This window comes from Ensifer adhaerens, assembly GCF_013283195.1.
Classification (GTDB): Bacteria; Pseudomonadota; Alphaproteobacteria; order Rhizobiales; family Rhizobiaceae; genus Ensifer; species Ensifer adhaerens_G.
This window is the reverse complement of the sequence record NZ_JABEKT010000001.1, coordinates 3,212,994-3,225,015: the sequence shown is the minus strand read 5'-3', so window position 1 is coordinate 3,225,015 and position 12,022 is coordinate 3,212,994. Positions and strand designations below refer to the sequence as shown.

Below are 12,022 nucleotides of genomic sequence, written 5' to 3'. Positions count from 1 at the left end.
TGCGCCAGGAGCAAGTGACCGTATCGTTGAGGGAAGCCGATGAAATCTGCTGTTGTCGGGTCAGGATTTCTGTTCGTGGTCTCGGCCATGCCGTCGGAGGCGCAAGACGCGCGCCCACCGATCCCGGCCTGCGCGCTTTCGGGCTCCACCAGTGTCATGATCGGCGGCCAACCGGCGCTCAGGCTTTCCGACGTCGCCAACTGCCCGCCAGAGCTTTACGAGGTGGTGCCGAGCATCATGATCGAGGGGCAGCCGGTGGTGCATTTTCGCTCCGGCAGTGGTGCTGCGGGAGATTGCACCGCCAAGGGAGAACCGACGGTGACATTCGAAGGCCAGGCGGCGCAGCGGCTGGGCGATGTCGCCTGCAAGGCGAAATGATCGCTGCTTTCTCCCCTCCCGGTGAGCCGGGAGAGGAGACCGTGTCGGTCCTCAGTTGCCGGCGCTTTCCATGCGCCGCGTCTTCAACACCCGTTCCAGCCAGCCGATTTCCATCTCGGGCACGGATTTGAGCAAGAGGTCGGTATAGTCGTCGAAGGGGGGCGCCAGTACTTTCGACTTCGGCCCGAACCGCACAAGCTTGCCGCGATGCATCACGGCGACGCTGTCGGCGATCGCCCGGACGATGGCGATGTCATGGGTGATAAAGACATAGGAAACAGCGGTTTCCTCCTGCAGCTTCAGAAGCAGATTCAGGATGCCTTCGGCCACCAGCGGATCGAGCGCCGAGGTCGGTTCGTCGCAGAGGATCAGTTCCGGCTCTGCGGCAAGCGCCCGTGCAATGGCGACACGCTGCTTCTGTCCGCCGGAAAGCTCGGCCGGATAACGATCGAGGAAACGCGTTCCCATCTCGATCTGGTCGAGCAGTTCCTTGACCCGCGCCGTCTTCTTGGCGCCATGCATGCCGAAGTAGAAGGAGAGCGGCCTGCCGACGATGTCGCGCACCGTCTGGCGCGGGTTCATCGCCGTATCGGCCATCTGGTAGATCATCTGGATCCGGCGCAGCTCGTCATTGCTGCGGCCCTTCAGCGCCCGCGGCAGTTCCTTGCCTTCGAAGGTGATGCGGCCCTCGGTCGGCGGTAGCAGGCCAGTGATGACGCGCGCCAGCGTCGACTTGCCAGAACCGCTTTCGCCGACGATCGCCAGCGTCTGGCCCTTGGGCAGATGCATGGACACGTCATGCAGCACCTTGAAGCCGTTGGCGTAGCCGGCGCTGATATGCTCGATCTTCAGCTGCGTGCCGGTCTGATCAGGCGCCTCGTCGCGCTTGGTTTGGCGCACGCTGACGAGGGCGCGGGTATAGTCTTCCTTTGGTGCCTCGATGATCTGCTGGGTCGTGCCATATTCCACTGTCTTGCCGTGGCGCAGCACCATGATGTCGTCGGAGATCTGGGCGACGACCGCGAGATCGTGAGTGATGTAGAGGGCTGCGGTGTGCGTTTCCTCGATCGCGTGCTTGATGGCGGCAAGCACGTCGATCTGGGTGGTGACGTCGAGCGCCGTCGTCGGTTCGTCGAAGACGATCAGCTCCGGGTTGGGGCAGAGTGCCATCGCGGTCATCGCCCGCTGCAGCTGGCCGCCCGAGACCTGATGAGGGTAACGGTCGCCGAAGGTCTCCGGGTTCGGCAGGCCGAGCACCCGGAAGAGATAGAGTGCGCGCTTCTTCGCTTCTTCGCGGTTCATGATGCCGTGGCGAAGCGACGCCTCGATCACCTGGTCGCCGAGCCGGTGCGCCGGGTTGAAGGCGGCGGCTGCCGATTGGGCGACGTAGCAGACACGCGCGCCGCGGATCGAGCGGATGCCGTTCTTGTCAAGCGTCAGGATATCCTTGCCATCGAGCAGGGCCTGGCCGCCGGTGATGCGCACGCCGCCGCGGCCATAGGCGAGCGCCGACAGGCCGATGGTCGATTTGCCGGCACCGGATTCGCCGATCAGGCCGAGTACCTTTCCCTTCTCAAGGTCGAAGGACACACCTTCGACAAGCGTCACGGTTTTCGGCGGTTCGCCCGGTGGATAGCTGGTTGCTTCGATCTTCAGGTTTCTGACGGAAAGAAGCATGTTCTTTGCAGATGAAGACTCAGGCATCGCCGCGTCCTCCCTTGAGGCTGGAGGTTCGCTTCATCAGCCAATCGACCACGAGGTTGACGCAGATCGCCAGCGTCGCGATCGCCGCACCCGGGATGAGGGCTGCGGAGATGCCGAAGATGATGCCGTCCTTGTTGTCCTTGACCATGCCACCCCAGTCGGCTGCAGGCGGCTGGATGCCGAGGCCGAGGAAGGAGAGGGTGGACAGAAACAGGATGGAAAAGGCAAAGCGCAGGCCGAACTCGGCCAAGAGCGGTGACAACGTGTTGGGCAGGATCTCGCGGAAGATGATCCACGTGCTGCCTTCGCCGCGCAGCCGTGCCGCCTCGACGAACTCCATGACGGCGACATCGAGTGCGACGGCTCGGCCGATACGGAAAACGCGGGTGCTATCGAGCACCGCCATGACCAGGATCAGGATCCACAGATGCTGCGGCAGCACCGCCAGTACGACGAGGGCGAAGATCAGCGTCGGGATCGCCATCATCAGATCGTTGAAGCGGGAAAAGAACTGGTCGACGAAGCCGCCCATGACAGCCGCCGTGAACGACAGGATCATGCCGAGCGAGAAGGACAGCACAGTTGCCGCCAGCGCCACGAAGATGGTGGTGCGGGCGCCATAGATCAGACGCGACAGCAGGTCGCGACCGAGATTGTCGGTGCCGAGCAGGAAGTCGCCGCCGGCAGGAAGCCAGACGTCGCCGACGACTTCGCGTTCGCCGAACGGGGCGATAACAGGCGCAAACAGCGCGCAGAAGATCGCGATCGTTATGCCGGCAATGCCGATCCAGGCGCTCAGAGGGATGGATCTCAGGTTCATCGCGGGTGCCTCAGTCTCGGATTGGCGAGAATGGCGATAATGTCCGCCGCCATGTTGAGGAAGATGTAGAAGGCCGCAAAGATCAGGCCGCAGGCCTGAACCACCGGCATGTCACGCACGGTCACCGCATCCACCATGTACTGCCCCATGCCGGGATAGACGAACACAACCTCGACCACGACGACCCCGACGACGAGATAGGCGAGATTGAGGGCGATGACGTTGATGACGGGCGCCACGGCATTGGGAGCGGCGTGGCGGGCGATGATACGGAACATGCCGAGGCCCTTGAGCTCGGCCGTCTCGACATAGGCCGACGACATGACGTTGAGGATCGCGGCCCTGGTCATGCGCATCATGTGGGCGAGAACGACGAGCACGAGGGTTGCGACTGGCAGCGCGATTGCGGAGAGGCGCTCGGTGAAGCTCATGCTGTCATAGACCGTCGCGGGGAAGGTGGCGACGCCGAATTTGACGGCGAAAAACATGATCAGAAGATAACCGACGAAGAACTCGGGCAGCGAGATGGCCGCAAGCGAGACGACGTTGATGATCTTGTCGGGCAGCCGGTTTCGGAACTGCACCGCGAGCATGCCGAGGCCGACGGCAAGCGGTACGGAGACGATTGCGGCGAAGAAGGCGAGGAACAGCGAATTGCCGAGCCGCTTGCCGATCTGTTCGCCGACCGAATTCTTGCTGGCCCAGGAGGTGCCGAAGTCACCCTGCACGGCACCACCGAGCCAGGAGAGATATCGCTCGCTCCAAGGCTTGTCGAGGCCGAGGTCCTTGCGAATGTTTTCGACGGCCTGCGGCGTTGCCGACTGGCCGAGATAGGTGGTGGCGAAATCGCCCGGAAGCGCCTCGATGCCGCCGAAAATCATCAGCGACACGGCAAAAAGCAGCCCGACGCTCAAGCCGAGGCGCTGCAGGATCAGCGCCGCGAGCGGGCGGCGAAAGACAAAGCGCCGCCAGAAGGTGCCGTCGATTTCACCCTTGGCATCGGCGGGGTTGGGTTTTGCTGGTACACCGGAAAGAGCGGCAGACCGCGGATGTGTTCCATCCGCGGTCCCATCCGTCGGAACCGGACCAGTGAGCGGTCCGCTTTCCATCATCAGGCGTCGAGCCAGACGCGGGTGGCGACGTAGCCGTTCGACATGTCGTTGCCGATATCGTGGACGAAGCCCTTCACCTGCTTGGTGGAGGCGTTCACGAAGTCGTTGAACATCGGCAGGATCAGGCCGCCTTCGTCGCGCACCATCATTGCCATGGTGCGATACATGTCCTTGCGCTTGGCCTCATCCAGTTCGGCGCGGGCCTCGAGCAGGATCTTGTCGAAGTCGGGCCTGAGGAAGCGGGTGTCGTTCCAGTCGGCGGTCGACAGATAGGCCGTCGAATACATCTGATCCTGGGTCGGGCGACCGCCCCAGTAGGATGTCGAGAAGGGCTGGACGTTCCAGACGTTGGTCCAGTAGCCGTCGCCCGGTTCGCGCTTGACCTCGATCTCGATGCCGGCCTTCTTGGCGCTTTCCTGGTAGAGAACGGCCGCGTCGACCGCGCCCGGGAAGGCGACGTCGGAGGTGCGCAGCAGCACCGGGCCGCTGTGGCCGGACTTCTTGTAGTGGAAGGCCGCCTTGTCGGGGTCGTAGGCGCGCTGCTCGATGCCTTCGGGGAAGAGGGCATAGGTGTCGTTGATCGGGAAGTCGTTGCCGACCTTGCCGTAACCGCCGAGGATGCGCTGGACCATGGTTTCGCGGTCCATCGAATATTTCAGCGCCATGCGCAGGTCATTGTTGTCGAACGGCGCGGTGTTGGCGTGCATGATGAAGACGTAATGGCCGCGGCCGGACGTATTCAGGATTTCGACGGTCGGCGCCTTCTTCAGGAGGTTGACTGTTTTCGGGTCCACGCGGTTGATGAAGTGGACCTGACCGGAGGAAAGCGCCGCGATGCGGGCCGTGGCGTCGTTCATCGCGATCAGTTCGACCGAATCGACGAAGCCGCGATCGGTGCGCCAGTCGTCGGCATTGCGCTCGAACGTGGCGCGCACGCCGGCTTCGAAGCTTGCCACCTTGTAGGGGCCGGTGCCGATCATGGCGTCGGGAGCGTCGAGACCGCCGTTCGGCTGGATGATCAGGTGGTAATCGGTCAGGAGCAGCGGCAGGTCGGCATTGCCTTCCGTCAGGGTCAAGACCAGCTTGTCGCCGTCCGCCTTGATCTCCTTGATCGACTTCATCACGCCAAGCGCGCCCGACTCCGACTTTTCGTCGGTGTGGCGCTGCAGTGTCTTGATGACGTCGTCGATTGTCAGTTCCTTGCCGTCGTGAAACTTCACGCCCTTGCGGATGGCGAAGGTCCAGGTCGAGGCGTCGGCTGACGGCTCCCAGGATTCGGCAAGCGCCGGCACCGGCGCACCTGTGGTCGGATGGCTTTCGACCAGCATGTCGCCCCAGTTGCGGCCGACGACGAACATGAATTGCGAGAGTGCTTTTGCCGGGTCCTTGCTGTCGGTGGCGGCAGCGCCTTCGAGGCCAAGCTTCAGATGGCCGCCGCGCTTGGGCTCCTGGGCCTCTGCGCTTGTGGCAAACAGCGTGCCGGCGGTCGATGCGAGGATGCCGGCTGCAGCCGCGCGTCCGAGAAATTCACGCCGGTTCATCTTGCCGAGCATGACCTGTCGTGTGAGGTAATCCTTGTAATCGCTCATTCCCCTGTTCCCTTCTTTGTCGGCATTCGCCGTTCGTTGTGGTTGGTAGAGATTGCTGCGTACCGCCACCTTGCGGATGGCTTTCGGATCGGCCGTTCGGGCCATTTTTCATCTTCGATTGCCTGTTGTCTCCTTTCCCGGGCGGACGCTTTTGGCTTCAGATCGATAAGCCTAATCGCTTGGATGAACCTTGTAACGTCCTAAATTATCATTTATTTCCATAAGCATGACTTATGCATGACCTTCGGCGGCGCGCGAGTATGCCCCCGCGCGTTCCATGCCGTCGTTTGGCCGGATCACCGGCACGTTTTTCAGTCCTGCGTCGCCGCACGCAGCGTGTCAGCGCCCCTTCCAGACCGGGTCGCGCTTTTCGGCAAAGGCCTTTGCGCCCTCCAGCTGGTCCTCGCTCGAATAGAGAATGTCGACGGTCTTGAACTGCCGGCGGGTGATCTTGTTCATCGTCGTCTGGAAGGTCTCGCCCTCGGCAGCGCGCACCACTTCCTTGATCGCGGCATAGACGAGCGGTGGGCCGCTTTCGAGCAGCCGTGCCAGCTCCCAGGCGCGTGCCATCAGCTTATCCGCGGGCAGGATCTCGTTGACGAAGCCCCAGCGGTTTGCCTCGACGACATCGAGCCAGCGGCCGGTCAGGAGCATGTCCATGGCGATGTGATAGGGGATGCGCTTCGGCAGCTTGATGGAGGCGGCGTCGGCAACGGTGCCCGAGCGGATTTCCGGCAGCGCGAAGGTCGCATGCTCTGCCGCCAGGATCAGGTCGGTGGAGAGCGCAATCTCGAGACCGCCACCGCAGCAGATGCCGTTGACGGCGGCGATGACCGGCTTGTTGAGGTCGCGCAGCTCCTGCAGGCCACCGAAGCCGCCGATGCCGTAATCGCCATCGACCGCATCGCCGGCGGCAGCCGCCTTCAGGTCCCATCCCGGACAGAAGAATTTTTCGCCGGCGCCGGTGATGATGGCGACGCGTAAGCTGTCGTCGTCCCGGAAGTCGGCGAAGATTTCGCCCATGACCCGGCTGGTCTTCAGGTCGATGGCATTCGCCTTCGGCCGGTCGATCGTCACTTCCAGAATGCCGCCTTCGCGGCGTGTCAGGATCGGTCCGGTCATGGCGTCAGTTCCTCCGGCGTATCAGGGCGTCGGCGGCGATGGCTCCATGGCCTTCCGGTAACACCATCAAAGGATTGATATCGAGTTCTTCGAGCATTGAAGCGTTTGAAACGACATAGGATGCTGCAGCGGCGACAGCGTCGGCAAGGGCGGCAAAATCCCCCTTCGGTCCACCGCGATAGCCGTCGAGAAGCTTGCGGATCTTCAGGCCGTCGATCGCCTCGCGGATGAGAGCCGGCGTCGTCGGCAGCGTCAGGATGGCGGAATCATCCAGCAGTTCCACGAGGATACCGCCGGCGCCGATGGTCAGCACCGGGCCCGCGACCGGATCGCGCATCGCGCCGATGATCAGTTCGGCCACGGGCTTCGCAACCATCTTCTCGACGAGATAGCCGGACGCGACCGAAGCCATGGCTTCTGCTGCCGCAAGCACCTCTTCGCGGCTCGTCAGGTTGAGCTTGACAGCGCCGGCCTCGGTCTTGTGGGCGACACCCAGGCCCTTGAGCACGACTGGGAAGCCGAGGCTTTCGGCAACTGCGGCCGCCTCCTGTGGCGTCGATGCGATCTTGCCCGGCGGGATCCTCAAGCCCGATGCGGAAAGCTCGGTCTTGGCTTCATGTTCACTGAGCGTGATCGAACCACCACCACCGCCGGAAACGCCGCCGTTCAGCAGTTTCGGCGGCACGGGCTTCGCCCAGGCAGCGCCGATGCCTGCCGCGGTTTCGACCGCCGCCAAGGCCTCGTCGATGCCGAAGAAGGGGATGACGCCGGATGCCATCAGCGACAGCGCCGTCTGCTCCGGCATGTTTTCGCCGAGGCTTGCGACGATGCCGGCGCGGGCGCCGGTCGCTTTCGCCGCGTCGATCACCGCGTCGCAGGTCGTCACCCAGTCGGCCGCGTCGCAGCGATCCTGGCGGGGAAAGTCGAGCACGATGAGGTTCAGCGCATAGCCGCCCTTCATCATCGCGCTGAATGCCGTGGTCTGCTTCTCGCGGTTGCCCCAGACGAAGGTGTGGTAGTCGAGCGGGTTGGCGATCGTCACCATCTCGCCGAGCGCTTCCTTCAAGGGGCGGCGCTGCTCATCAAGCAGAGCACGATAGTTCACGCGGTAGCGCACGCCGGCGTCGGCCATCAGCGAGGCCTCGCCGCCCGAGCAGCTCATCGAGGAGATCTCGTTGCTTCCGAGCGGGCCGGCCACATGCAGCAGCTTCAACGTTTCCAGCAGCGCCGGCAGCGTATCGACACGGCCGATGCCGAGGCGGGCGAGCAGCGCCGAGGAGACCCGATCGTTGCCGGCAAGCGAGGCGGTGTGAGAGACGGTGGCAAGCTGGGCTGCCTCCGACTTGCCGACCTTCAATGTTACTACCGGTTTGCCGAGTTCGCGGGCGCGCGTCGCCAGCCGCTCGAGGCTGGCAATGCTGTCGAAGCCCTCGATATGCAGGCCGACGGCAGTGACGCGCGGGTCTTCGAGCACGGCACAGGCGATGTCGGAGAGGCCCGTCTGCGCCTGGTTGCCGGCGGTCATGAGGTAGGCGAGCGGCAGGCCGCGCGTCTGCATCGAGATGTTGCAGGCGATGTTGGAGGATTGCGTCAGCACGGCGACGCCCCTGTCAACGCGCTGCATGCCGTGCTGGTCGGGCCAGAGCAGGGCGCCGTCGAGCATGTTGATGAAGCCGTAGCAATTGGGGCCGACGATCGGCATGTTGCCGGCGGCCTTGACCAGCGCCTCCTGCATGTCGTTGCCGTCGTCGAGTTCGCTTGCCGCCTCGCGGAAGCCAGAGGCGTAACAGACGGCACCGCCGGCACCGCGTGCAGAAAGGGATGCAATGATGTCGATAGTCAGCTGCCGGTTGACGCCGACAAAGGAGGCGTCAGGGGCACCGGGAAGATCGGCGACCGAGCGGTAGCACTTGCGGCCGAGGATCTGGTCTTCCCTGGGGTGGACCGGCCAGATATCGCCGGCAAAGCCCATCTTGTCGCATTGTTCGATGACCCGCCGCGCCTCCTTGCCGCCGAAGACGGCGATGGATTTCGGTCGGATCAGGCGGTCGAGGGAGCGGGGTGTGTGCGTCATGCCGCTTCGCACTCCCTCATGTGGATGGCCTCAGGAGCACCTGGCGCCGGGCCGCTGGCCGTCTGACTGCTGGCCGCCAACACCCTCATTCCGGTGCTTGTCACAGGAATCCAGCCGGCTTGCGTCGGCAAGCCGGTAGGAGCGCTCTTTTTCACGGCGCCAACGCCGGTCCGGTTCTGGTCAAGCGCGGCACGTCCGTGCCGCTGCTGGATTCCTGTGACGAGCACAGGAACGAGGGAGGGAGAGGACGCCTGCTCGATCATCCCATCACGCTCCCAGTGGCCTGAGCAGGTCGCGGCTGATGATGTGGCGCTGGATCTCCGAGGTGCCGTCCCAGATGCGCTCGACGCGGGCGTCGCGCCAGAAGCGGGCGAGCGGCAGGTCGTCCATCAGGCCCATGCCGCCGAAAATCTGGATCGCCTCGTCGGTGACGCGGGCGAGCATTTCCGTGGCGTAAACCTTGGCAGACGCGATCTCGCGGTTGGACGGCAGGCCCTGGTCGAGGCGCCAGGCGGCAGACAGCGTCAAGAGGTCGGCTGCGTCGATCTCGGTGATCATGTCGGCGAGCTTGAAGGAGACGCCCTGGTTGGCGCCGATCGGCTTGCCGAATTGCTTGCGCTCGGCCGCATAGTTCAGCGCATAGTCGAAGGCGCGGCGGGCGCGACCGACCGAGGTTGCTGCCACCGTCAGCCGGGTTGCGAACAGCCAGTCGTTGGCGACGTCGAAGCCCTTGTGCACTTCGCCGAGGATCTGGGCGGAGGGCAGGCGGCAATCGTCGAAGGTCAGGACGCAGTTGTTGTAGCCGCGGTGCGAAACCGAATTGTAGCCCTTGCGGATCTCGAATCCGGGCGTGCCGCGATCGACGAGGAAACAGGTGATCTTCTTCTTCGGGCCGCGCGGCGTGTCTTCCTCGCCGGTGGCGATGAAGACAATGACGAAGTCGGCGATGTCGGCATGACTGATGAAATGCTTGGTGCCGTTGACGATCCAGTCGTCGCCGTCCTGGCGGGCAAAACACTTCATGCCGCGCACGTCCGAGCCGGCATCCGGCTCGGTCATGGCGAGCGCGTCGAACTTGTCGCCCTTGACGGCCGGCAGCAGATATCTTTCGCGCTGCTCATCGTTGCAGGCCATCAGGATGCCCGAGGGCCGGCCGAAAAAGACGGTGAGGCCCATGGAGCCGCGGCCGAGTTCGCGCTCGACCAGTGTGAAGGACGTGTGATCAAGGCCGGCGCCGCCGACCTCTTCGGGGAAATTGCAGCCGAAGAAGCCGAGTTCCTTGCACTTGCGGGCAATGTCCTGGCCGAGTTCGCGCGGCACGATGCCGGTGCGCTCAACCTCGTCCTCATGCGGATAGATTTCGGTTTCGACAAAGCTCCTGACCGTGTCGACGATCATCTGCTGTTCTTCGGTCAGTGCGAAATTCATGTGTTCTCCCTCGCAATTCGTTTGGCGCGTTCTGCGGTCAATCTCCCCATCGACCGCAGGCGTGCTTATTCTGCCCCTCACCCTAACCCTCTCCCCGCAGGCGGGGAGAGGGGACGCCTCTCGCGCAACTCATCGCTGCGGCCACCAGAACCGCTGCGACCTTTGAAGGAGCCAGCGGTTGCGGCATGTCCCTTCTCCCCGTCTACGGGGAGAAGGTCGCGGCAGCGGGATGAGGGGCTTGACCCGACGTTACCCGCGATCCCTCCGAAGGTGGAGGCCCAATCTCAGCGCTTCTGCCCGACGAACCGTCCGGCGCCTTCGGGTGTCGGCAAGCCGGCATGCGCCTCGGTGATCGCCTTCAGCTTGTCGAGGACCTTGGCAGGCGCTGCGACCGACTTGCCGGCCTTGCTGTCGACATGCAGCATCATCTGCTCGGCGGTCGCGACCGCTTCCTTCGTCGCGGCATTGTAGATCGTCGAGAACAGATGCAGGCGCTTTTCGTCCGAGGACAGGAGCTGGCAGGTCGAGTAGAGCGCGTCCCCAAGCTTGGCCTCGCCGAGATTACGGATATGGGTCTCGACCGTATAGTAGCTGTGGCCGTCGCGGACGTATTCGAGGTCGACGCCGATCAGGCGCAAGAGGCCATCAGAGGTGTCGCCGAAGACCTGGAGATAACGATGTTCGGTCATGTGGCCGTTGTAGTCGACCCAGGCAGCGCTGACCTTGGTGTCGAGAATGTGCAGCGGCTTGACGTCGCCGAGATCGGCTTCAGGTTTCTTGGCGTTGGCCCAGAGCTTCGCCTCGAAATCGGCGAGCAGTTTGCCGGCCCCCCAGCCTTCGCCGCCATTGCCCGATTTCAGCGCATGCATGATGCCGACGAGGTTTTCGTCGCGGATGCGTTCGAGTTCGCGGATCGAGCGGCCGGCGGCCTGCGCGTCCGACTGGGCGCCGATCTTCTCCACCAGTGCATCGTCGAGGTCGACGACGTCGGTGAACTTGGTCCAGGGCCATTTCAGGCAGGGTCCGAACTGGGCGAGGAAGTGGCGCATGCCGGCTTCGCCGCCGGCAATGCGGTAGGTCTCGAACAGGCCCATCTGCGCCCAGCGCATGCCGAAGGAATAGCGCATGACGTTGTCGAGCGTCTCGGTATCGCAGATATCGTCCTGGATCAGCCACAGCGCCTCGCGCCACAGCGCTTCCAGCAGGCGGTCACCGACGAAGGCCTCGATCTCCTTGGCGATGACGACGCCCTTCATGCCGATCTGCTCGACGCCCTGCATGGCGCGCTCGATCGTCGCCTTCGAGGTCTTCTTGCCGCCGACGAGTTCGACCAACGGCAGCAGGTAGACGGGGTTATAGGGATGCGCCACGAACATGCGCTCGGGATGTTTCATCTCAGCTTGCAGGTCGGAGGGCAGCAGGCCCGAGGTCGACGAACCGATCAGCGCGTCGGGCCTTGCCGCCGCGTCGATCTGCGTGATCACGCCACGCTTGAGCTCGAGCCGCTCGGGCACGCTTTCCTGAATCCAATCAGCGTCCTTGACGGTTTCTTCGATGCTTTTGCAGAAGGTGAGTTTTCCCTTCGGCGGCAGCGGCGCCATGGTCAGCATGGCATAGGCGCGCTCGGCATTGGCCATGACTTCGCCGATGATGCGCTCGGCTTCCGGATGCGGATCGAAGATCTTCACGTCGATGCCGGCAAGGGCGAAGCGCGCCACCCAGGCGCCGCCGATAACACCGCCACCAACGCAGGCTGCATTCTTGATTTCAGTCATTCCTCACCTCGACTTGTAAA

The 12,022-nt window shown here is 63.6% G+C and carries 9 protein-coding genes; 1 reads left to right on the top strand and 8 read right to left on the bottom strand.

All coding sequences use genetic code 11. The features are described from left to right. Nucleotides 1-39: 39 nt before the first annotated feature. Nucleotides 40-378: a PAAR domain-containing protein gene (locus LPJGGPFB_RS15345; RefSeq protein WP_173420689.1), complete on the top strand. Its 339-nt coding sequence runs from the start codon at nucleotides 40-42 to the stop codon at nucleotides 376-378. A 51-nt stretch (nucleotides 379-429) separates the two neighbouring features. Here LPJGGPFB_RS15345 and LPJGGPFB_RS15340 read toward each other — a convergent pair whose 3' ends face one another. The 8 genes from LPJGGPFB_RS15340 to LPJGGPFB_RS15305 all read right to left on the bottom strand — a co-directional run bounded on the left by LPJGGPFB_RS15340 (nucleotide 430) and on the right by LPJGGPFB_RS15305 (nucleotide 12,002). Then, complete coding sequence (locus LPJGGPFB_RS15340) at nucleotides 430-2,055, bottom strand: ABC transporter ATP-binding protein (protein ID WP_173421058.1); 1,626 nt, start codon at nucleotides 2,053-2,055, stop codon at nucleotides 430-432. 19 nt (nucleotides 2,056-2,074) lie between these two features. Beyond that, nucleotides 2,075-2,902, bottom strand: coding sequence for an ABC transporter permease (locus LPJGGPFB_RS15335; RefSeq protein WP_173420688.1), 828 nt, complete (start codon nucleotides 2,900-2,902; stop codon nucleotides 2,075-2,077). Further along, the gene (locus tag LPJGGPFB_RS15330; protein WP_173420687.1) at nucleotides 2,899-4,014 is read right to left on the bottom strand and encodes an ABC transporter permease; all 1,116 of its coding nucleotides are present in this window, start codon (nucleotides 4,012-4,014) and stop codon (nucleotides 2,899-2,901) included. The genes LPJGGPFB_RS15335 and LPJGGPFB_RS15330 overlap by 4 nt, the downstream gene beginning before the upstream one ends. Next, on the bottom strand, nucleotides 4,014-5,603 hold the full coding sequence (locus LPJGGPFB_RS15325) for an ABC transporter substrate-binding protein (RefSeq protein WP_173420686.1): 1,590 nt from the start codon (nucleotides 5,601-5,603) through the stop codon (nucleotides 4,014-4,016). The genes LPJGGPFB_RS15330 and LPJGGPFB_RS15325 overlap by 1 nt, the downstream gene beginning before the upstream one ends. A gap of 339 nt (nucleotides 5,604-5,942) precedes the next feature. Next, nucleotides 5,943-6,725, bottom strand: a complete 783-nt coding sequence (locus LPJGGPFB_RS15320; RefSeq protein ID WP_173420685.1) for a carnitinyl-CoA dehydratase — start codon at nucleotides 6,723-6,725, stop codon at nucleotides 5,943-5,945. A 4-nt stretch (nucleotides 6,726-6,729) separates the two neighbouring features. Beyond that, on the bottom strand, nucleotides 6,730-8,799 hold the full coding sequence (locus LPJGGPFB_RS15315) for an acetate--CoA ligase family protein (RefSeq protein ID WP_173420684.1): 2,070 nt from the start codon (nucleotides 8,797-8,799) through the stop codon (nucleotides 6,730-6,732). Nucleotides 8,800-9,066: 267 nt separating this feature from the next. Then, nucleotides 9,067-10,227 (bottom strand): acyl-CoA dehydrogenase family protein, encoded by a 1,161-nt coding sequence (locus LPJGGPFB_RS15310; protein ID WP_173420683.1) that lies wholly within the window; start codon nucleotides 10,225-10,227, stop codon nucleotides 9,067-9,069. 284 nt (nucleotides 10,228-10,511) lie between these two features. Then, the gene (locus tag LPJGGPFB_RS15305) at nucleotides 10,512-12,002 is read right to left on the bottom strand and encodes a carnitine 3-dehydrogenase (RefSeq protein ID WP_173420682.1); all 1,491 of its coding nucleotides are present in this window, start codon (nucleotides 12,000-12,002) and stop codon (nucleotides 10,512-10,514) included. Between the last annotated feature and the right edge of the window lie 20 nt (nucleotides 12,003-12,022).